General features: G+C 66.5%; 21 protein-coding genes and 1 tRNA gene. 13 read left to right on the forward strand and 9 right to left on the reverse strand.

The annotated features are described in order from the left end of the window. Position 1: 1 nt before the first annotated feature. Together ACODRV_RS14015 and ACODRV_RS14020 are read left to right on the forward strand one after the other, a co-directional pair. Positions 2–2,260, forward strand: coding sequence for a KGGVGR-motif variant AAA ATPase (locus ACODRV_RS14015; RefSeq protein WP_488908726.1), 2,259 nt, complete (start codon positions 2–4; stop codon positions 2,258–2,260). Next, complete coding sequence (locus tag ACODRV_RS14020) at positions 2,257–3,750, forward strand: hypothetical protein (RefSeq protein WP_488908727.1); 1,494 nt, start codon at positions 2,257–2,259, stop codon at positions 3,748–3,750. The genes ACODRV_RS14015 and ACODRV_RS14020 overlap by 4 nt, the downstream gene beginning before the upstream one ends. Before the next feature lie 211 nt (positions 3,751–3,961). Here ACODRV_RS14020 and ACODRV_RS14025 read toward each other — a convergent pair. Then, positions 3,962–4,038: transfer RNA gene (locus ACODRV_RS14025), tRNA-Arg, on the reverse strand. A 299-nt stretch (positions 4,039–4,337) separates the two neighbouring features. Between ACODRV_RS14025 and ACODRV_RS14030 the strand changes: the two genes are divergently transcribed. Together ACODRV_RS14030 and ACODRV_RS14035 are read left to right on the forward strand one after the other, a co-directional pair. Continuing rightward, positions 4,338–6,836 carry a helicase-related protein gene (locus ACODRV_RS14030; RefSeq protein WP_488908728.1) on the forward strand — a complete coding sequence of 833 codons (2,499 nt, stop codon included), beginning with the start codon at positions 4,338–4,340 and terminating at the stop codon, positions 6,834–6,836. Then, a complete protein-coding gene (locus ACODRV_RS14035; RefSeq protein ID WP_488908729.1) occupies positions 6,833–7,114 on the forward strand; it encodes an RNA-binding S4 domain-containing protein in 282 nt (93 codons plus the stop codon). Before ACODRV_RS14030 ends, ACODRV_RS14035 begins: the two co-directional genes overlap by 4 nt. On the opposite strand, the gene ACODRV_RS14040 is transcribed toward ACODRV_RS14035, so the two are convergent. Further along, the gene (locus ACODRV_RS14040) at positions 7,098–7,727 is read right to left on the reverse strand and encodes a YceI family protein (protein ID WP_141627577.1); all 630 of its coding nucleotides are present in this window, start codon (positions 7,725–7,727) and stop codon (positions 7,098–7,100) included. The two genes, ACODRV_RS14035 and ACODRV_RS14040, sit on opposite strands and share 17 nt — an antisense overlap. Positions 7,728–7,880: 153 nt before the next feature. Between ACODRV_RS14040 and fdxA the strand changes: the two genes are divergently transcribed. Beyond that, a complete protein-coding gene (gene fdxA / locus ACODRV_RS14045; RefSeq protein ID WP_141627578.1) occupies positions 7,881–8,222 on the forward strand; it encodes a ferredoxin FdxA in 342 nt (113 codons plus the stop codon). 340 nt (positions 8,223–8,562) lie between these two features. Continuing rightward, positions 8,563–9,102, forward strand: a complete 540-nt coding sequence (locus ACODRV_RS14050) for a CarD family transcriptional regulator (protein ID WP_141627579.1) — start codon at positions 8,563–8,565, stop codon at positions 9,100–9,102. Positions 9,103–9,178: 76 nt separating this feature from the next. On the opposite strand, the gene ACODRV_RS14055 is transcribed toward ACODRV_RS14050, so the two are convergent. Next, positions 9,179–10,297 carry a hypothetical protein gene (locus tag ACODRV_RS14055; RefSeq protein ID WP_488908730.1) on the reverse strand — a complete coding sequence of 373 codons (1,119 nt, stop codon included), beginning with the start codon at positions 10,295–10,297 and terminating at the stop codon, positions 9,179–9,181. Beyond that, on the reverse strand, positions 10,294–10,602 hold the full coding sequence (locus ACODRV_RS14060; RefSeq protein ID WP_141627581.1) for a PadR family transcriptional regulator: 309 nt from the start codon (positions 10,600–10,602) through the stop codon (positions 10,294–10,296). Before ACODRV_RS14060 ends, ACODRV_RS14055 begins: the two co-directional genes overlap by 4 nt. A 134-nt stretch (positions 10,603–10,736) precedes the next feature. Between ACODRV_RS14060 and ACODRV_RS14065 the strand changes: the two genes are divergently transcribed. Together ACODRV_RS14065 and ACODRV_RS14070 are read left to right on the forward strand one after the other, a co-directional pair. Next, positions 10,737–11,681: a DUF808 domain-containing protein gene (locus ACODRV_RS14065; RefSeq protein ID WP_488908731.1), complete on the forward strand. Its 945-nt coding sequence runs from the start codon at positions 10,737–10,739 to the stop codon at positions 11,679–11,681. Between the two features lie 98 nt (positions 11,682–11,779). Next, entirely contained in the window at positions 11,780–12,031 is a 252-nt protein-coding gene (locus ACODRV_RS14070) for a hypothetical protein (RefSeq protein ID WP_141627583.1), read from the forward strand. Between the two features lie 49 nt (positions 12,032–12,080). Here ACODRV_RS14070 and ACODRV_RS14075 read toward each other — a convergent pair whose 3' ends face one another. Continuing rightward, the gene (locus ACODRV_RS14075) at positions 12,081–12,551 is read right to left on the reverse strand and encodes a DUF3617 domain-containing protein (protein ID WP_240811649.1); all 471 of its coding nucleotides are present in this window, start codon (positions 12,549–12,551) and stop codon (positions 12,081–12,083) included. 198 nt (positions 12,552–12,749) lie between these two features. Between ACODRV_RS14075 and rpmB the strand changes: the two genes are divergently transcribed. The 3 genes from rpmB to ACODRV_RS14090 all read left to right on the forward strand — a co-directional run bounded on the left by rpmB (position 12,750) and on the right by ACODRV_RS14090 (position 15,270). Further along, the gene (rpmB, locus tag ACODRV_RS14080) at positions 12,750–13,046 is read left to right on the forward strand and encodes a 50S ribosomal protein L28 (RefSeq protein ID WP_141627585.1); all 297 of its coding nucleotides are present in this window, start codon (positions 12,750–12,752) and stop codon (positions 13,044–13,046) included. An 85-nt stretch (positions 13,047–13,131) separates the two neighbouring features. Further along, positions 13,132–13,470, forward strand: a complete 339-nt coding sequence (locus tag ACODRV_RS14085; RefSeq protein WP_488908732.1) for an MmcQ/YjbR family DNA-binding protein — start codon at positions 13,132–13,134, stop codon at positions 13,468–13,470. Between the two features lie 60 nt (positions 13,471–13,530). Then, positions 13,531–15,270, forward strand: a complete 1,740-nt coding sequence (locus ACODRV_RS14090) for a M1 family metallopeptidase (protein WP_488908733.1) — start codon at positions 13,531–13,533, stop codon at positions 15,268–15,270. Here the strand turns inward: ACODRV_RS14090 and ACODRV_RS14095 are convergent. Beyond that, complete coding sequence (locus ACODRV_RS14095; protein WP_488908734.1) at positions 15,239–16,075, reverse strand: transglutaminase-like domain-containing protein; 837 nt, start codon at positions 16,073–16,075, stop codon at positions 15,239–15,241. The genes ACODRV_RS14090 and ACODRV_RS14095 overlap by 32 nt on opposite strands. A 10-nt stretch (positions 16,076–16,085) precedes the next feature. Between ACODRV_RS14095 and ACODRV_RS14100 the strand changes: the two genes are divergently transcribed. Together ACODRV_RS14100 and ACODRV_RS14105 are read left to right on the forward strand one after the other, a co-directional pair. Beyond that, entirely contained in the window at positions 16,086–16,472 is a 387-nt protein-coding gene (locus tag ACODRV_RS14100) for a hypothetical protein (RefSeq protein WP_488908735.1), read from the forward strand. A 6-nt stretch (positions 16,473–16,478) separates the two neighbouring features. Further along, entirely contained in the window at positions 16,479–17,027 is a 549-nt protein-coding gene (locus ACODRV_RS14105) for a lipocalin family protein (protein ID WP_488908736.1), read from the forward strand. A 16-nt stretch (positions 17,028–17,043) separates the two neighbouring features. Here the strand turns inward: ACODRV_RS14105 and ACODRV_RS14110 are convergent, their stop codons facing one another. The 3 genes from ACODRV_RS14110 to ACODRV_RS14120 all read right to left on the reverse strand — a co-directional run bounded on the left by ACODRV_RS14110 (position 17,044) and on the right by ACODRV_RS14120 (position 19,075). Next, a complete protein-coding gene (locus ACODRV_RS14110) occupies positions 17,044–17,604 on the reverse strand; it encodes an HNH endonuclease (protein WP_488908737.1) in 561 nt (186 codons plus the stop codon). Positions 17,605–17,753: 149 nt separating this feature from the next. Further along, entirely contained in the window at positions 17,754–18,401 is a 648-nt protein-coding gene (locus ACODRV_RS14115; protein ID WP_141627592.1) for a trimeric intracellular cation channel family protein, read from the reverse strand. A gap of 17 nt (positions 18,402–18,418) precedes the next feature. Then, on the reverse strand, positions 18,419–19,075 hold the full coding sequence (locus ACODRV_RS14120) for a DNA-3-methyladenine glycosylase family protein (RefSeq protein WP_488908738.1): 657 nt from the start codon (positions 19,073–19,075) through the stop codon (positions 18,419–18,421). Between the last annotated feature and the right edge of the window lie 28 nt (positions 19,076–19,103).

Raw genomic sequence — 19,103 nt, forward strand, 5'->3', positions numbered from 1 at the left:
GGTGGCGCCGGCGGGGCGGCAGCCCGGACACATCACCACCTTTTATTCGTTCAAGGGCGGCGTCGGTCGGACGATGGCGCTGGCCAACGTCGCCTTCCTGGCTTCGATGCGAGGCCTGCGCGTTCTCATCATGGACTGGGACCTGGAAGCGCCCGGCCTCGACTATTATTTCCGGGGGCTGTCCGACCAGGAAAGCGCTCGGGCCATCAAGACGGCTCCGGGCGTGCTCGACTTGGTCTGGACCTGGCGTCGGCGACTGTTCGAGAGCGCAGATCCCGACAACCTGGATCAGGTGCTCGACGAGTATGGATCGGGCGAACCGTTCAAGGCCTGTGTTCGCAACATCTTGGACCCGGACCGTTGCCCGGGCACCCTGCACATCATCGGCGCCGGTTCCAAGGTGATCGAGGAAGACGGCCCCCTCTCCTACGCCGAGGCCTTGGCGCGTTTCTCTTGGTCGGAGTTCTTCGACCTGTACGGCGGCGGGCTGTTCATCGAGCGGCTGCGCGATTGGGCCAAGCGGGAATACGATCTGATCCTGATCGACAGTCGGACCGGGTTCGCCGATGTCGCCGGCGTCTGTACGCTTCAGCTCCCGGACACCGTCGCGCTCGCCTTCATCTACAACCGCCAGAACATCGAAGGCGTGGCTTCGGTCGCGGCGTCCGTGTTCGCCGCACGCGGCGACGCGGTCGAGCTTCGCGCCGTGCCCATGCGCACCTCCCGTCGAGGGCCGATCGAAGAAGCCGAAGTCCGGTCCCGCGCCGCGCGGGCTCTCGCACGTAGCGGCGCTTTCAGCGCCGACAGGGCCAAGTCAGACATCGAACACCTGGCGATCCGGGCGTCGCCCAGCGTGCCCTTCTATGAGACCCTGGCGCCGTTCGCCGTGGCCGCGTCCAACGCCGACGAACTGTCTCTCGACTATCGCACCTTGGCGCGTGCCCTCGTCAACGACAACGGCATCGAGTTGATCGAACCGTCGGCCTCTTGGCGGGACAGCGTCCGGCAGCGGCTGGAACCCAAGATCGTCACGGTCGACTACATCCAGGATCTCGGGTCCGCCGATCCGGCACGGGCAGCGGAGGATCTCGCGCGCCTTCTGGAAGGCGCCGTGGAGGCAGAACTTTATGACGGCGGCGTCGATGACGCCTACCTGCGGGTTCTTGTCGAATTTGCGATCGATTTCGAAGGCATGGTGTTCGACGAGGTGGAGGACGAGGAAGTCCGTCGCCTCGCCGAACAGGCGCTTCAATTGATGCGGACGCGCGCCGAAACCGATCCACGACGCTGGAACGAAGCCTATGTCGCCGCACGCGAACGTTTCGACGACACCTTCTTCCTGGAGACAGACGACGAAGCCGTGCTGGAGCGTTACGCGGCCTACGATGACCTGCTCGCCGAAGCGGACCCGACCGCTTCGGTGTACATGCGGCGAGCAGATTTCCAGCGACGTGTGGCCCAGATTGTTGGAACTCTCGACGTCGAGGCCGCGCTGAACCGGCTGGATCTAGCGGACGCGCATCTGGAAAAGGCGCGCGTGAAGGGCGCGGACGGCGCTGAAGTGGAACTCGCCAGAAACGCTTTCCAGAAGGCGAATCTTTTCCTTCGCCTCCGCAACCCTGAAGCGGCGAAAAGCAGCGCCTTGGATGGCCTGCGGTTCTATGGCCCCAATGGCCGCGTGGATGGAGGCCGACTCGGCCTGGCCCTAACTCTCCTGCTGGTGCGGGTGGAGGACGATCCGAACGCCGCGCTCGACCATCTCCAACGCGCGCTGGAGGATGACGCCTTCCTGACGTCAGCGTCGGGGGGGTTGAGTAGTATCGTCAAAATGCTGGGACGGTCGCCCCGCGGCGCTGCTCTGGCAGTGCAGATGGCTCGCCGCATGGCGATCGGCCGAAGCGGACGAAACGCGTCGGTGCCCGGTTTCTTCTTCGGCCGCTCTCCCGGGCACGCCAGCGACTTCATCACCGCGGCCGCGCAGCTCGCAGAGATGATCGCCGCACAGGGTACGGACGAAGCGACACCCGCCGTGGAGGGTTTGGCGCAGGCCGTTCACGTCATGCTGGGTCAGCTGAATCGCCGATCCAGCCAAGGCGGTGCATGGATTGCCTCCGCCAGAGCCGCGCGCGTCATACTGGCCAATGCTGGTGCCCTATTGGCCGCCGCCGGCCAATTGGGGGTCGATCCGGTACTGATATCCGCCTTGGCGGAGGCTATCGAGAATTTGGATCGATCCATTCGGGATAGACCACCGGAATGATCGCGGATCTGGACGGCGGCGCCCCGTGCCCCAGCGTCGTCTTTCTGAGGTTTTGGGCCGAAGCGTCCCTCTGGAGCCATGTGGAGCGTCACGGCGCCCGGCTGCCCGACGCGGCGGTGCTTGCCGAACTGCGCGCCGTGCTTATGGACCATGACGATGCGGCCGCCGCCGCGTCCGCCTTGCTGGCCGAACTTCGGGTTCAGGACCATCGCGCCGCCAGCCGGCTTCGGGGCTGTATTCTGGCAGGCATGCAAGCCATCGACGAGGCCGTCCTGCGCATCCATCCGCGAACCGGCCTTCTCGCTCCGGCGCGCGGGGCACGCGGACGTACGCCAGTCTGGCTCGAGAACCTGCGAGACCGCCGCGCGCTGTTTGGCATCTATGGCGAGGATGAAGCGCGACGGCTCTTGCCGCGCGGGCCATTCACCGCCCGGACCCGCACACTCCTCGACGTCAATGGAGATACGCTGGAAGACCGCTTCGTCGCGCTGACGGCAGCGCCCCTCACCGTCTCGGACGGTGAGCGCCCCATACGGATCGAGGCGCGCGCCATCGGACAGAACGCTCTGACCGGCGTGCCGTCGGACCGTCGTCGGACCGCCGAGGTCGTCGGCGTGGTTCCGATCGCCGAATGCGCGGCAGACCTCGCCATTGAACGGCTGAGCCGCAACGCGTCACCGCATGTGAGGGTCGAGGTCTCGGATAAGGTCGCGGCCGCCGATCGGCTTTTCATGGGCGTCACTCGCTTGGCGCCGCTCGACATCGCCGTCGCCCCCGAGCTCACGGTTTCAGAGGTTGAAGCGCGACGGTACGCGACCCGGCTGTCGGAAGACTGGGAACGCGCGCCCCGTCTCAGCATCGCCGGATCCGGCGTTAGCGACGATGTCGATGACGAAGGACGCCGCCGCAATCTGTCTCTGGCGTTCAACGCGGTGGGGGCCACTCTTTGGGGGCACAGCAAGATTTGGCCCTACGGAATGACCAGTGATCAAGTCCGCAAGTTCGGTTGGCCGGACATCGAGACGGGTGCCCTTCTGATGGAAGATCTGGCCCCCGGCGACAGTTTCACCGTCGCGGATATCGACGGACTTGGGCGCGTCATCACGCTCATCTGCCAGGACTTCCAAATCGCTCCTGCAGTCGCAGAAGCCATTCGGGTCTATCAGCCGGACTGGGTTGTCGTTCCCATCCTCGACGATGGCGTGGATCTTCGGCGCTGGCCGCATGTTCGCGCCTTCCGATTGTCAGATGCGTCCCAGGCCCGTTTCATTATCGCCAGCAGCCTCTCGCTCGCCGATCAGGCTGGCGTCAAAGATCTTGATATTGTTCCGGTCGGTCTTCTTGTGGGACCGCAGATGCCTGTAGAGGGCTCGGTCGTCACTTCGCCTCGCGCTGTCGGCGTCATTCGCTGCAGTCATTCAGAGCCTCGATGTGGCTCGCTTGCCTGGGGCGATGGCAGCGCCGCCTGGACGCGGACCGACTTCGCCTGAGCCCAAGTCAACGCTATCGAGGCCTCCTGGCCCTGCATTGGCGTCGAGGTGCGATCACATAGGCGCGATGAACTTCTTCTTCTCAGCCCGGCACTGATGTCCGCTCTTGGTGCGAAGCGGTCGTTCATGGAGGCGTCTTGCGAGTCCCTCGCACCTTGCGCCAGTCTTAGCTGGTTTTGAGCCAGTTCTAAGTGGTTTCGACACTAGCGCATGGCGACCCCGGCAGGACTCCAACCTGCGACCTCGGCTTTAGGAAAGCCTTGCTCTATGCAGCTGAGCTACGGGGCCATTGACGGGTGAACTAGCCGAGCGCGAAGCGCGACGGAAGCGGGGCGGCGGCGATTTCTTCCCGCCGCCCCTTTTTCATGCCCAAAGGTTGCGCGAGCCGCCCGAAAACGATTGTGGTTAATCGACCTTAAGATACAATATCCTGTAGGGAACAAATCCCGAATCGGGCCGTGTCACCGATTCGGTCCTGATTCGTTTCGCGCCTGTTCCGCCCCTGCACAGCTTCGCATTTACCCCGGTCACGTCCGCGAGACTCCCGCTTGAGGAACCGCGCCGGAAAGGCCACCTTTATCCATAAGATGAGTGATCGCGGCACAGGCCGGGCCCCGTCGCGCGTAACGGCGATCCTGGGCCCCACGAACACCGGCAAGACCCATCTGGCGGTCGAGCGGATGCTGGGTCATGCGTCCGGCATGATCGGCCTGCCGCTGCGCCTGCTGGCGCGCGAGATCTACGACCGCATCGTCAAGCAGCGCGGCGCCGCCAAGGTCGCCCTGATCACCGGCGAGGAGAAGATCGTCCCCGACCGGCCGCACTATTTCGTCTGCACGGTCGAGGCGATGCCGCTGGAACGGACGGTCGAGTTTCTGGCGGTGGACGAGATTCAGCTGGTCGCCGATCCGGAGCGCGGGCACGTCTTCACCCAGCGGCTGCTGCACGCCCGCGGTCGTGAGGAGACCATGTTCCTGGGCGCCGGGACCATGGCGCCGCTGATCCGGTCTCTGGTTCCGGATGCGGAGATCGTCTCGCGGGATCGCCTGTCGGTCCTGTCCTATGCGGGGTCAAAGAAGCTGACCCGCCTGCCCCGCCGCAGCGCCGTCGTCGCCTTCTCGACCGAGCAGGTCTACGCCATCGCCGAACTGATCCGGCGCCAGCGCGGCGGCGCCGCCGTGGTCATGGGCAGCCTGTCGCCCCGCACCCGCAACGCCCAGGTCGAACTGTTCCAGTCCGGCGAAGTCGACTTCCTGGTCGCCACCGACGCCATTGGCATGGGGCTGAACATGGACGTGGACCATGTCGCCTTCGCGGGGCTGCGGAAGTTCGACGGCCGCCGCACCCGCTGGCTGCACGCCACGGAGATCGGCCAGATCGCCGGACGGGCGGGCCGCCACCTGCGCGACGGCACCTTCGGCGTAACGGGCGAGGCGCTGGAGCTGGACCCCGATCTGGTCGAGCAGGTGGTCGAGCACCGCTTTGACCCCGTCGAGAGCGCCGAATGGCGCAACGCCCGGCTGGACTTCGACACCCTGAGCGACCTGCTGCGCTCGCTGGTGGTGACGCCGGGCGTGAAGGGGCTGAACCTGACCGCGCCCGCGCTGGACGAGACCCTGCTGCGCCGCCTGATCAAGGACGAGGAGGTCGCCCGTATCGGCCGCTCGCGCGGGGCTATCATGCGTCTGTGGGAGGCCTGCCAGTTGCCCGACTTCCAGAAGACGACGCTGGATGAACACGGGCGGCTGGCCAAGGACATTTTCCAGGCCCTGACCGGCAAACGCGGTCGTCTGACCGAGGACTGGATCGCGCCCCGCTTCGCCGAACTGGATCGCGACGATGGCCAGATCGACCAGCTATCGGCCCGCCTGAGCGGCGTCCGCACCCTCAGCTACATCGCCCACCGCCCCGACTGGCTGGATCAGGCGCAGGGTTGGCGCGACCGCACCAAGGCGCTGGAGGAGCGGCTGTCAGACGTCCTGCACGAACGGCTGACCGCCCGCTTCGTGGATCGTCGCACCACCGCCCTGATGCAGGCCCTGAACGTGCGCGGCGATGCGATCGCCCAGGTCGAGGCGGAGACCGGCGAGGTCATCGTCGAAGGCCACGCCGTCGGGCATCTGGCCGGGATCGACTTCCAGATCGACAAGGGCTCCACGGCGCTGGAGGACCGCGCCCTGCGCCACGCCGCTCGTCAGGCGGTCACGCCCGAGATCGCCAAGCGGCTGGGGCAGCTTGCTTCAGAGCCGGACGAGGCCTTCTCCGTCACGCCCGACGGCGCCGTGCTGTGGCGCGGCGTGCAGGCGGGAGTGATCATCGGCGGCGAGCCCTTCACGCCGCGCATCCGGCTGTTGGGCGACCTCGGCGCGCTGGCCGCGCGCGAGCGGGCGACGAAGCGGCTGGAAGCCTGGCTGGCGGGCGAGTCCGGGCGCGCCCTTCGTCCCCTCCGTCGCCTCAAGACCGTGGTCGAGAACGGCACGCTGAAGGGGCTGCCGCGCGGCCTCGCCTTCCGCCTGCTGGAGTCCGGCGGGATCATCGACCGCCGTGAGGTCGAGCGCGATCTGGCGGCCCTCAGTCAGGCCGAGCGCCGCACCCTCAAGGCGTTCGGCGTCCGCGTCGGCGCCCATTCCGTCTGGCAACCCGCCCTGCTGAAAGAGCGCGCCCGCACAACCGCACAGGCCTTCATGGCGCGCGAGCCGTTCCGCCCGAAACCGACCGGCCTCAGCATCCTGCCCGAACCGCCGCCCCCGCCGCGCCTGCTGTCCGCCTTCGGCCTGCGCGCGGTCGGTCGCTTCGCCGCGCCGGTTGATCTGCTGGAAGCGCTGACCGAGCGCCGCACAAAGGGGGAAGGCAGGCTTTCAGACAAGGATCTGCGCGAGCTCGGCGTCACCGCCGATGAGGCGAGAGCCCTGTTCGCAGGCCTGAAGACCGTGCGCGCCCAGCAGCCGGAACGTCCGGGCAAGGCGCCGAAGCCGGTGAAGGACTCGCCCTTCGCGGCGCTCGCCGCCCTGACCGGGCCCCCACCCGCGGCAAAGCCGGAGCCGTCGCGCCGCAAACGCCCGCAGCGCAAGGCGGCCCCGCGTTGAGCGACCCGGCCTGCCGTATTGATGTCTGGCTTTGGCGCGCGCGGTTCGCGAAGACGCGGACACTGGCGGCGACGATGGTGGAGAAGGGAGCGGTCCGCCTAACCCATCACGGCCAGCAGGTTCGTCTCGACAAGGCCAGCCGCTCGGTCCACCCCGGCGACCGTCTGGTCTTCGCCCTCGGCGGGCGGTTGTTCGATCTCGAGGTGCTGGCCCTCGGCGAACGGCGCGGACCTCCGGAAGAGGCCCGCACCCTGTACGCCCTTACTGCTGAAGGATGAACTCGCCTTCGAGGTGCAGCTTGACCTCGTCGCCCAGGCCCATCGGGATGCCGTAGGTGATGCCGAAGTCCGACCGCTTGATGGTCGCCTCGCCGTCGAAGCCGGCCTTGTAGGTGTTGCCCATCGACGGACCGGCCTGATTGAACTCGACCTCGATGGTCACCGGCTTGGTCACGCCGCGCAGGGTCAGGTCGCCGACCACGGTCGCCTCGTTCGGATCATCGGCGTCCACCGTCACCGAGCGCGAGACGAAAGTCGCGGTCGGGTGATTGGCGGTGTCGAAGAAGTCGGCGGTCTGCAGGTGATTGTTGAGCCCCTCGCTACCGGTCAGCACATCCTTCAGCGGGATGGTCGCGGTCAGGGTCGAGGCGGACGGGTTGGAGGTGTTGAGGCTCAGTTCGGCCTGCACGTTCACGAACTGGCCTGTGTAGGTCGAGAAGCCCATGTGATCGACCGACCAGGTGATGTTGCCGTGCGAGGAATCGAGCTTGTACGCGCCGGCGGTGACTTCCGACGGAACCTTGGTCAGGACGGTCTGGGCGACCACCGCGCCGCCGGTCAGCAGGGCGATGGAGGCCACACCGACGGCGGCGTAACGAAGGAAGGGACGCATGGGGAGACTCCGATAAATCTGTAAGAGTGATGGATACTAAATAGCCCGTGACACCGTCACTGCAACCCCAAACGCCCCATCCGGTTGACAGTTCGGCTGGCCGGGGTCATCTGCGCGTCCCGCGCCCCTTACCGAAACGCCTGCCCCCCGCCCATGACCTACATCGTCACCGACGCCTGCGTCCGCTGCAAATTCATGGATTGCGTCGAGGTGTGCCCGGTCGACTGCTTCTATGAGGGCGAGAACTTCCTGGTCATCGCCCCGGACGAGTGCATCGACTGCGGCGTCTGCGAACCGGAATGCCCGGTCGACGCCATCGTCCCGGACACCGAGGACGAGCCCGACGGCAAGTGGCTGCAGATCAACGCCGAATACGCCAAGGTCTGGCCGAACATCACGGTCAAGGGCACGCCGCCGGAAGACAAGGAGCAGTTCGAGCGCGAGACCGGCAAATACGAGAAATATTTCTCGCCCAAGCCCGGCACGGGTTCCTGACTTCGCCGATGGCCTGATCAGCGAACGATTCACATCGCGCTGCCGCTTTCCGGCGAGGATTTCCAGCCATCTCCACACTGACGCTGTGGACGTTTTGAAATTCCGCAGATTTGTGATAGGTTACTGTCATTGGGTCGGGCGGTATGCGAAATCTTCGCGCCGCCCGCGTTTGCGACAGAATCCCACTCATGAAAGTGGGATCGGCCAGAGGTTGGGTGATCCGTTTCCGCATTTGACGACCAGACCGACATCTCCGACGGGGCGAGTTTCCGGCGGGTGTTATTCTATTGTCCGTGCGCCTTCGCCTCTCCCCTCCCGCTGAGCCGGGAAAGGAAGTGACATGACGAGCAAGACTGGTCTGGAATTCAAGGTTGGCGACGCGGTCGTTTACCCGGCGCACGGCGTCGGCAAGGTAGCGGCGGTCGAGACCCAGGAAGTCGCGGGCATGTCGCTGGAGGTCTATGTCGTGACCTTCGACCACGAGAAGATGACCCTGCGCGTCCCGACCAAGAAGGCGAAAACCGCCGGCCTGCGCTCGCTGGCCGCGGACGATGTCGTCACCAAGGCGCTGACGACACTGAAGGGCCGCGCCCGGGTGAAGCGCACCATGTGGTCGCGTCGCGCCCAGGAATACGAAGCCAAGATCAACTCGGGCGACCTGATCTCGATCGCCGAAGTGGTCCGCGACCTGCACCGCGCCGACAGCCAGCCGGAACAGTCCTACTCGGAGCGTCAGCTGTACGAGTCGGCCCTGGACCGCATGGCTCGCGAAGTCGCCGCCGCCAACAAGATCGACAAGGACGCCGCCGTCGAGCTGCTGGGCAAGTCGCTCAGCGCCAAGAAGGCCGCCGCCCCGGCCGCCGAGGCCGAAGCCGCCTGATCAGACGCGCATCGCTGAACAGACAGAGGCCCGGGAGCGATCCCGGGCCTTTTGCTTTGCGAGGAGGCCGATGCGCCTACACCGTCGCCAGATACGGCGAGCAGTCATCGCCGGACGAGCGCGCGGGTGCGACGCCCTGCTCCGGAGAGCCAACCGGTCCTGCGCGGCGGGGGAAGCTCACCAAGGCAATCAGATAGCCGATGACGGCGCTGCCGCCGTACCCCACGATCGGCGTCGGATAGTTACCGAGCGCCGCAGCGACGATGAGCGCCGCCCAGACCGCGCCGAACACCGCCGTCTCCGGCGCCCCCGGCCCACGAACGGCGAACACCGGCACGATCAGCAGCGCCGCCCCAAGGAGAACGACCGTTCCGGCGAGAGGATGAACGCTGAACGACGAATAGAATATCCGGTCCACAAACGGCATCGCCGGCGACGGATCCGCCTGCGCGACCGTGGCGGCGAACCCGACTACGGCGAAGGCCAGCGCCGACAGCACATTGCGGTTCGGGCGGGTGAACGCCAGGACGGCCAATCCGGCGACCAAGGCCCCCGCCATTCCCCGATCCGGCTGTAGTGCGAGCGCCAGCGCCGCAAGCGCGATCCCGAAAAGGGACAGCGCATCCCGATACCGGGCGAACAGGACCATCATCAGCGGCAGGAGCATCATTGACGGCTGAATCGTCAGCGGCCCCAAGGCCAGCCAGCGCGAAATCCCGTCGATACGCACTCCAAACAGGGCCGTCGCCAACAAGGCCGCGCCCGACACCAGGACAAGGCTACGGCCGGGCAGATGCCGCCGCCGGTCGGCCAAGGCCAGGATCCCGAGCACAGTCAGGCCGAAAGCGAAGGCCGCTGCGTTTATCATCAGGTACCGGGACGGAGCACCTCCCATGGCCATGTAAATCATGCCCAGCGTCGCGGCCGCCGCAGCGCACGAGAGTGCGACCGCCCGGGAGCCGGAAATGATATGTGGGGACGTCACGGCATCATCCTTCCTGTTCAACAAAAATGAGGGACGGGCGACGACCGCATACCGCGTCGCCCACGCCAGACAGCCCAGTGCGAACGACAGCGCCTCGCCGGGACGCTCGATAGCGCTCAACTCGCCGAACGCAGCCCGACCCCACGGCCGTTTGTCCGGCGGCAGCAGCTGACAGCAAAGCCGCAGAATAGCGGTGGCCAGAAATCTCATGCCGGCCTGCCGTCGGGTAAGCCTGCGTCTTTCGGTTCGATGACCGGGTTCCCTGCCGCCAGCGTCCGTCCTTCAGCCGTGAGCCTGTAGACATGGCGTGGTGGACGCCCCGGCATATCCACAACCTGCCAGTCGGCGGCGAGATAGCCCTGCGCTTCCAGCCGCATCAGCAGGGGATAGAGGGTGCCGGACTTGATGCCCGCCTCCCGGCAAAGATCATAGCCGTGACGCCCGGCGGGGCCGGCATCGGTGAGCGCCTGGAGAACGCGCCGGGCTGCGGGAGAAAGGGATCGCTGACGGGTCATTTCCCAATAAATCTACCTATGTAGAATTAAGTCAACCCATTTGGGCTTGGACGCGGTTTGAGCGCCACCAATCGACAATCGCCCACGCCTGCCCTACGCCTGCAGCCCTCCTCCCTCGTGTAGACAGACAGCCCATGCCCTCCGGACTTATCGCCTTGCTCGATGACGTGGCGGGGATCGCCAAGCTGGCGGCGGCGTCGATTGACGATGTCGGCGGGGCGGCGGGCAAGGCGGGCGCCAAGGCGGCGGGCGTGGTCATCGATGATGCGGCGGTCACCCCCAAATACGTCACCGGCCTGTCGCCCAGTCGCGAACTGCCGATCATCGGCAAGATCGCCGTGGGGTCCATACGCAACAAGCTGTTGCTGATCCTGCCGATCGCCCTGTTGTTGACCGCCTTCGCGCCCTGGGCCCTGACGCCGATCCTCATGTTGGGCGGAACCTATCTCTGCTTCGAGGGCGCCGAGAAGCTGATGGAGATGTTCGGCGGCGGCCATCACGGTGAGGCCGAGGAAACCTCCGATGACCCCGCCCACCTGGAAAAGAAGACCGTCTCCGGCGCGGTTCGCACGGATCTGATCCTGTCGGCGGAGATCATGGTCATCGCCCTGAACGATGTGGCCGACCGGCCTCTGTGGACGCAGGCGGGCGTGCTGGTGGTCGTCGGCCTGGCGATGACCGTGATCGTCTACGGCGCCGTGGGCCTGATCGTGAAGATGGACGATATCGGCCTGCACATGGCGCAGAAGCCCTCGCGTCTCAGCCAGACCATTGGCCGCGGACTGGTGAAGGGCATGCCGGTGATCATGGCGGCCCTGTCCGTCATCGGCACCTTCGCCATGCTGTGGGTCGGTGGCGGCATCGTGATGCACGGCGCGCACGAACTGGGCCTGCATTGGCCGGCCGTGCCTGTCGAGCACCTGGCTCACGCCGTCGCCCACGCCACCGGGCCCGTCGGCGGCCTCCTTGGCTGGCTGGTCACCGCCCTGATCTCCGCCGTGATCGGCGTCGTCATCGGCGGCGTGGTCGCCCTTGTTCTGCATCAGGTCGGACGCCTGAAGCCCGGCGCGGCGCACTGACCCTCAACACGGGAAAGTTACCCACTAACTCAATTTCAGATTGTACAGACGCGCAACTGTTTGCGCGAATGCGGACCTTCATCAACGGAGGGTCTGACATGAAACTGATCAAGTCTCTTGCACTCGCGGCGGGTGTGGCCGTCGCGGGTCTGGCTGGCGCCGCCTCGGCGCTTCCGCCGGGTCTGCTTTACGAAAAATATTATTACAGCGACGCGACCTACACGACCGTTGTGGGCCATCAGCTGGATCGCTGCGTCAACGGCAACGTCGGCTCCGGCACGCTGCACGGCTCGTCTTCGGCCTATGTGGTCGCGACGGCGGTCGGCGAGTGCCCGGGCGGCTACTGGTAAGACCGCATGTCCTCCCGCCGTCGCATCGACGGCGGGAGGCTGTCTTCCGTCAGAAATATTCCGCGTTCGCCGGGCAGGTCGCGCTGATGCGACGGGCGGTGATCGAGGCGGGCAGATAGGGCGTGCCGCGCGCCAGCTGGGCCCCGCCGCGGAAGCTGAAACTCTGCTGGGTGTAGGTGCCGTTCAGCCGCACGTTCACCCGGCGGTTCTTGCGGTCGGTGCAGGTCCCCTCGAATCGGGCGTTGCCGTTGCCGACCTGCCGCACCGGATAGGTACAGCTCCACCGGCGCGTCGACAGGCCACCGAAGAATCGGTTGATCTCGCTGGGCCGCACGCATTTCTGCTCGGTGTCGCGAACGCCCACGGCGCTGGTCGTATATTCCCAATAGCCGGGCAGGACGGTGTCTCCGTTCTGCTGAACGGTCATGGCCGCCTGCGGCGTCGCGGGCGCGGCCAGGAACAGGGCGCCGGCGATCGCGGGAACGGCGATGGCGGCGGCTCGGGTCAGTGCGGTCTTCATCCTTGCCCCTCGGGCGACTGGTTCGGTCATGGGTAAAGTGGATATATGGCGGCAATTGAACGGAGGCTGAACGGTCCTACGCCTTGACGCCTCGCGGACTCTTCCTCTATACGCCCCACCTCTCGCGCTGGACGGTGTCTAGCGCGCACCTGTTTCATGCGTCTGCGCCCGTCGCGGACCGCTCCGAAGGATAGTCAGATGTCGCGTCGTTGCGAACTCACCGGTATCGGCCCCATGGTCGGCAACAGCGTGAGCCACTCGAACATCAAGACCAAGCGCCGCTTCCTGCCGTCGCTGAAGGCCGTCAAGGTGACCTCGGACGCCTTGGGTCAGACCTTCTCGCTGCGTATCTCGAACGCCGCCCTGCGCACCCTCGACTACAAGGGCGGCCTGGACGCCTTCATCGTCAAGGCCCGCGACGAGCAGCTGTCGGTCGCCGCCCAGCGAATCAAGCGTCAGGTCAAGGCCAAGCTGGCCGAGCAAGCCGCCGCCTAAGCAGCGCTGCTGCACGAGTTCTGAAGGGGCCGGTGGAAACGCCGGCCCTTTTGCTTTGCGCGGAATACGGCGCATCCTGACGCCCATGACGCGCGACGAGATGTTCGCCTACGCCCTGAGCCGCCCCGGCGCGGAGGATTCGACCCTGCACGGCGGGCGCTGCATCCGCATGCGCGGCCACTGGATCGTCAACGACAACGCCGATCCGACCGCCCTGGCCCTGGCTCTGGATCGGGAGACGGTGGCGTTTCTGATGGCGACCGAGCCCCGGACCTATTTCCAGACCCCGCACTTCGAGGGCTGGCCCGCCGTTCTGGTCCACTACGACGTCGCCGACGACGACAGGCTGCGCGAGCAGATCGACAAGGCATGGGCCCGGCGGGCGACGAAGGCCCAGCGAAAGGCGCAGGGCGTCGCGTCCTGACGGTTGCGTGAACCGCCCCTCCCCGCCAGTCTGCCCGCCTGTTCGTCGGGGAGCTGTTCCATGTCCAAATCCGTCCGCCGCGTCGCCCTGCTGGGCGTCTCGCTTCTGGCCCTGACGGCCGCGCCCGCCGTCGCGCAGGACACCCCGGTCGCCGAGCCGAAGCCCACCCGCGAATCGACCGGGTTCACCCTCGCCACCGACCAGCCGCGCACCCCGGAACAGGAGGCCGTCCGCTTCGACAAGGCCGACCTGTCGATCAAGGTCATCCCGGACGAACAGTCCATCGAGGGCGTCGCCGTTCTGGACTTCACCGCCACCGCCCCGCTCAGCATCCTGCCGGTCGAACTGGACACCCTGCTGACCATCTCCTCGGTGCAGGTGGACGGGCGCGAGGTCGAACAGGGCGAAGGCGGTTGGCGCAACCCGGAGGGCCGTCTCTGGATCGATCTGGGCCGCGACCTCGCCGTCGGCGACAAGGTCCAGATCCGCATCGTCTACGCCGGGGCTCCGCGCGTCGCGCCGCGCGCGCCGTGGGACGGCGGCTTCGTCTGGTCCACCACCGCCGACGGCCAGCCGTGGATCGCCACCGCCGTTCAGGGCGAGGGCTGCGACATCTTCTGGCCCTGTATCGACAGCCCGCTGGCCGAGCCGGGCCGCTTGGACCTGCACATCACCATTCCGTCCGACCTCGCCGCCCCGTCCAACGGGCGCTTCCTCGGCAAGGTCGACCACGGCGACGGCTGGACCACCTGGAACTGGTCGGCGGCCAATCCGAACACCTACGCCATCGCCCTGAACATCGGGCCGTATGAGGAAATCACCGAGGCCTATCGCAGCCGTTTCGGCAACACGATCCCGCTGTCCTACTGGTATCTGCGCGGCGACGACCCGGCCAAGGTCCGCGCCCTGTTCGCAGAGTTCCGGCCCATGATGGACTTCTACGAATCCACCGTCGGCCCCTTCCCTTTCGGCGACGAGAAGATGGGCGTGGTCGAGACCCCGCATCTGGGCATGGAGCACCAGACGATCAACGCCTACGGCAACGATTATCGTCTGGACGGCAAGGGCTACGACTGGCTGCTGCACCACGAACTGGCGCACGAGTGGTTCGGCAACCAGATGACCAACGCCAACGCCGACGACATGTGGCTGCATGAAGGGCTGGGCAGCTATATGCAGCCCCTCTACCTGCGATGGCTGCGTGGCGAGCAGTATTTCCAAGCCGAACTGCTGGCCCAGCGCAACGGCCTGATCAACCGCTTCCCGGTCGTCTCCGGCACACCCAGGTCCGAGGATGAGGTCTACAAGGGCGACGTCGGACCGGGCAATGACATCTACAACAAGGGCTCGCTGATCGCGCACTCCCTGCGCCTGCTGATCGGCGACGAGGCCTTCTTCCGCTCGGTCACCCGGCTGGTCTATGGCCGCCCTGATCCGCGCCCGGGCAACTTCACCACCCGCTACGCCACGACGCGCGAGTTTCTGGCCATCGTGAATGAGGAGACCGGTCGCGACTACGGCTGGTTCTTCCAGGGCTATCTCTACAACGCCGCCCTGCCCGACCTGCGCCAGACACGCGAGGGCGACCGGCTGCGGCTGGAATGGGTCACCGGCGACGGCCAGACCTTCCCCATGCCGGTGGAGGTCGAGGTCGACGGGCAGGTGGTCAATGTGCCGATGACCCGCGGCCGGGGCGAGATCACCGCCCCCGCGACCGCCCACATTCTGATCGACCCGCGGAACAAGGTGCTGCGCGAACAGGACTTCATCACGGAGTGGCGCGCGCAGATGACGCGCTAGCCCCCTCTCCCTCCGGGAAGGGTTTCCAGTCCGCCGCAACCGCCGTCACCGACTGCCGCACGAAGCTGCAGGTCCCCTGCGTGGTCAGGAAGGCGATGTCGGCGGCATCGCGGCCGCAGGCGATCCGCACCAGACCCTCGACCGGGGCCAGCCCGGTCGGATCGACCAGCCACCAGCCGTCCGACAGCCAGACCTCGAAGATGGCGTGGAAGTCCGGCGGCGTCAGCTGATGCGCATAGGCGCTGACCGCCCGCGCCGGAATGCCCGACGCCCGGCACAGGGTGATGCCCATATGGGTGAAGTCGCGGCACACGCCCGCCCGATCAATGAAGGTCCGCGCCGCCGTCGTCTCGCTGTCCGACGCACCCGGCTCATAGTCGATATTGGCCTTGATCCACTCCAGGATCGCCAACACCCGCTCGCCCCCGACCGTGCCGCCGAAGGTCCGCTCCACGAACCGCCCGAACTGGTCCGACGGGCAATAGCGGCTGGGCCACAGATAGGTCAGCACCTCGGGCGGCAGGTCGTTCCAGTCATGCTGCAAGGTCACCGGCGGCAGACCCTTCAGCACGCCGTTGTCGACCACCGCCTCATAGGTCAGCGCCACCTCGCCCGACAGATGCGCCCGCAGCGTCCGCGCGCCGAACTCGTCATCCTCGTTCTCGATGAAGTCGACGTGCGGCGTCGTCTCCAGCCGCTCCTCAAGGATATTCTGGCCGGGCCAGTGCGCGACCTGAATCTTGTAGATGGCGTCCGTCGGAGGATCGAAGCGATAGACGAGTTCGGCGCGGACGCGGATTTTCATGAGGGCTCGAATGCGGCGGCTGTGGCTTGCCGTCAACGTGGGGATTCGAGCGGTGTTCCGTCTGGCCGTCGATCGCGGCTGCGACAGCCGGCCCCGCCCCATTAAAGCCGGGTCAGTGAAGCCTGGTCTGGCGCGCCTCGATAAGGTCGGCGTTTCTCTCACACTCTTCGGCATATTCGGTGAGCTGACGAACCGTCATCGGATCGGTGGTGGCTTTCAACAGCAACCGCGCTCTGGCGGCCTGGGCGCGGAGTCTTTCTACATGTTCGGACATGCCCTCGGAAAAGCACATCGCAACAGCTTGTTCCGGCGCTCCCAACACGTCCGGGAGGAACTGGAGGTCGCGGCGTGCGCCCCCGGCATCATGCCGGAACACGAGACCGGGGCCCGTCGTTAGGCCGCCATGAAACGCACGCTTCGCTTCTCCATCATCGCCTTGTCCGCACTCGCCCTGACGGCCTGCGCCACACTGCAACGCGGGCCTGTCGGCAATGCCGAGGTTCCGCAGCCGGGCAAACCCGTTGATCTGAACCGGTATGCCGGACTGTGGTATGAGATCGGCCGCTACGAGAACGGGTTTGAACGCGGATGCGAGGGCGTCACCGCTGAATACACCCTTCGACCGGACGGCCTTGTCGGCGTCCGCAACAGCTGCCGACAGGACGGCGTGAACGGCGAACAGAAGGTCTCGGAGGGCAGGGCCCGCGTTGTCGAGGGCAGCCAGAACGCCAAGCTGAAAGTCTCCTTCTTCGGCCCCTTCTACGTCGGTGATTACTGGGTGCTGGACCGCGCCGACGACTATTCCTGGTCGATCGTGGGCGAACCCTCCGGCCGCTACCTGTGGCTCCTCAGCCGGACGCCCCGCCCCTCTGAAGCGCAGCGTGCTGTGATTGACAGGCGCGCGCAGGAACTCGGCTACGACATGTCGCTGGTTCGCCCGACCTTGCACTGACGGCTGCCGGAACGCCCTACGGCTCGAGCTCGATGTCCCAGTATAGATAGTCCAGCCAGCTCTGGTGGAGGTAGTGCGGCGGGAACCTCCGTCCATGCTCCTGAAGCTGCCAGGCGCTGGGGCGGTGAGGTGCGCGGCGGATCGCCATCTGGGCCTGCTGGGGCGTGCGGCCGCCCTTGCGCAGGTTGCAGGGACCGCAGGCGGCCACGATGTTCTCCCACGTCGTGCGCCCGCCCCGACAGCGCGGGATGACGTGGTCAAAGGTCAGTTCGGTGGAGTCCCCGCAGTACTGGCAGACGAAGCCGTCGCGCAGGAAGACGTTGAAGCGGGTGAAGGCGGGCTGCCGGTCCTGATCCACATAGCTCTTCAGCGCGATCACGCTGAGCAGCTGGATTTCCATTGATGGACTGCGCACGACCTTGTCGTACACCGACACGATGTCGACGCGGTCCTGATACACCGCCTTGACCACCTCCTCCCACGGCCAGATCGACAGCGGGTAGTAGGAGAGCGGCCGGAAGTCGGCGTTCAATACCAGAGCGGGCCAGCCCGAAGGGGGACGACTGAGGACCTGCATCAGGTCCGCTCCGGGATACGGAGGGTTATCAAGGCGACAGGACTGAAGACACGTCTCCTTCCCTAGTCAGGCAAGCAAACCGTATCCCTGATTCGTGGGCTTGGCGATGACCGGACGACGACGCTTTCGCGACGCCCTCGGAGCGGCGATCAGCGCGTGACCGTCCCCGGAAACGCCGGCAGACTCCAGCCCCAGACCAACGCCCCGGCGCGCAGGGCGAAGCCCAGTGAGGCGCCGACGAAGGCCGCCGGCCACAGGTCCAGACCCAGCACCCGCGCGAGCACGAACACCGTCGCGGCCAGCAGGGCCGCCGAGACGGTGATCTCACGCCGCAGCAGGATCGACGGCTCGCCCGCCAGCAGGTCGCGCACCACCCCGCCGAAACAGGCGGTCAGCGCCCCCATGACGATGCAGATCAGCGGCGCGATGCCGAACGCCCCCGCCTTGGCCGCTCCCATCACGCCATAGGCCGCCAGTCCGAAGGCATCGAGCCACAGCAGGGCCCGGAACCGCCAGGGGCGCGCGCCGACCAGCCACACCGCCACCGATGCCGCCAGACAGACGGCGATGTAGCGCCAGTCCTGCACCCAGAAGACCGGGGCCCCGATCAGCAGGTCGCGCAGCGTCCCGCCGCCCACGCCTGTGATGGCGCCGAAGAAGGCGAAGGTGACGAGATCATGCTTCTGGCGCGCGGCGGCCAGCGCGCCGGTCGCGGCGAACACGGCCACGCCCGCGAAATCAAGCGCACCGAGAACCGTCTCGGGATTGGCGATGGCGGGGTCGACCAGAGGCGTCATGCGTCCGAGCCTAGCCTTTATGCGGGCGGGTTCTCCAGCACGATCTCGCCACGCTTCACCGCTCCGTACCAAGCCCAGAGAAGATGAGCCGCGACGCTGCGATGCGGGCTCCAGGCCTCGGCCCGCAGGTTGGCCGCCTTCTCCTTCGGCCGCTCGGGCGATCCATCGGCCCAGCGCATCGCCTCCTGAAGGGCGATGTCCCCGCCCGGAAACACATCCGTCCGCCCCTCGCAGAACATCAGAAAGGTGTCGGCGGTCCACCGGCCCACGCCCTTGATCGCCACCAGCTTCGCCACCGCCTCCTCGTCCGGCAGTCGCTCCAGATGGTCGAAGTCGATCCGCCCCTCCACATGCGCCCGCGCGATCTCATGGCCATAGTTCGCCTTCTGAATCGACAGACCCATGGCGCGCAGCGCCGCGATCTCGGTCGCCAGTACTCGCTCCGGCGTTAACTCGCCGCTTAACCCATCGATCACCCGCTTCCAGATGGCGGCGGCGGACTGCACCGAAACCTGCTGCTCCACGATCATGCGGAACAGGCCCTCGAACCCACCGGTGCGCGACCGCCATTCAAACACGGGCACACAGGCCTGGGCCTCGGTCAGACGCGGGTCGAGGATGACCAGAGCAGCGCGGGCGGCGGCGATCTGTTCAGGGGTGGGCGGAACGGGCATCAGACCTCATCGACAGTCGGGATCGGGC

This window comes from Brevundimonas sp. FG8 (genome assembly GCF_057808845.1).

Bases quoted from the DNA above. Each gene is read 5' to 3' on its own strand.
- ACODRV_RS14020 (WP_488908727.1), top strand. From the start codon at position 2,257: ATGATCGCGGATCTGGACGGCGGCGCCCCGTGCCCCAGCGTCGTCTTT.
- ACODRV_RS14030 (WP_488908728.1), top strand. From the start codon at position 4,338: ATGAGTGATCGCGGCACAGGCCGGGCCCCGTCGCGCGTAACGGCGATC.
- ACODRV_RS14040 (WP_141627577.1), bottom strand. From the start codon at position 7,727: ATGCGTCCCTTCCTTCGTTACGCCGCCGTCGGTGTGGCCTCCATCGCC.
- fdxA (WP_141627578.1), top strand. From the start codon at position 7,881: ATGACCTACATCGTCACCGACGCCTGCGTCCGCTGCAAATTCATGGAT.
- ACODRV_RS14050 (WP_141627579.1), top strand. From the start codon at position 8,563: ATGACGAGCAAGACTGGTCTGGAATTCAAGGTTGGCGACGCGGTCGTT.
- ACODRV_RS14055 (WP_488908730.1), bottom strand. From the start codon at position 10,297: ATGAGATTTCTGGCCACCGCTATTCTGCGGCTTTGCTGTCAGCTGCTG.
- ACODRV_RS14060 (WP_141627581.1), bottom strand. From the start codon at position 10,602: ATGACCCGTCAGCGATCCCTTTCTCCCGCAGCCCGGCGCGTTCTCCAG.
- ACODRV_RS14065 (WP_488908731.1), top strand. From the start codon at position 10,737: ATGCCCTCCGGACTTATCGCCTTGCTCGATGACGTGGCGGGGATCGCC.
- ACODRV_RS14070 (WP_141627583.1), top strand. From the start codon at position 11,780: ATGAAACTGATCAAGTCTCTTGCACTCGCGGCGGGTGTGGCCGTCGCG.
- ACODRV_RS14075 (WP_240811649.1), bottom strand. From the start codon at position 12,551: ATGAAGACCGCACTGACCCGAGCCGCCGCCATCGCCGTTCCCGCGATC.
- rpmB (WP_141627585.1), top strand. From the start codon at position 12,750: ATGTCGCGTCGTTGCGAACTCACCGGTATCGGCCCCATGGTCGGCAAC.
- ACODRV_RS14085 (WP_488908732.1), top strand. From the start codon at position 13,132: ATGACGCGCGACGAGATGTTCGCCTACGCCCTGAGCCGCCCCGGCGCG.
- ACODRV_RS14090 (WP_488908733.1), top strand. From the start codon at position 13,531: ATGTCCAAATCCGTCCGCCGCGTCGCCCTGCTGGGCGTCTCGCTTCTG.
- ACODRV_RS14095 (WP_488908734.1), bottom strand. From the start codon at position 16,075: ATGAAAATCCGCGTCCGCGCCGAACTCGTCTATCGCTTCGATCCTCCG.
- ACODRV_RS14100 (WP_488908735.1), top strand. From the start codon at position 16,086: ATGCGGCGGCTGTGGCTTGCCGTCAACGTGGGGATTCGAGCGGTGTTC.
- ACODRV_RS14105 (WP_488908736.1), top strand. From the start codon at position 16,479: ATGAAACGCACGCTTCGCTTCTCCATCATCGCCTTGTCCGCACTCGCC.
- ACODRV_RS14110 (WP_488908737.1), bottom strand. From the start codon at position 17,604: ATGCAGGTCCTCAGTCGTCCCCCTTCGGGCTGGCCCGCTCTGGTATTG.
- ACODRV_RS14115 (WP_141627592.1), bottom strand. From the start codon at position 18,401: ATGACGCCTCTGGTCGACCCCGCCATCGCCAATCCCGAGACGGTTCTC.
- ACODRV_RS14120 (WP_488908738.1), bottom strand. From the start codon at position 19,075: ATGCCCGTTCCGCCCACCCCTGAACAGATCGCCGCCGCCCGCGCTGCT.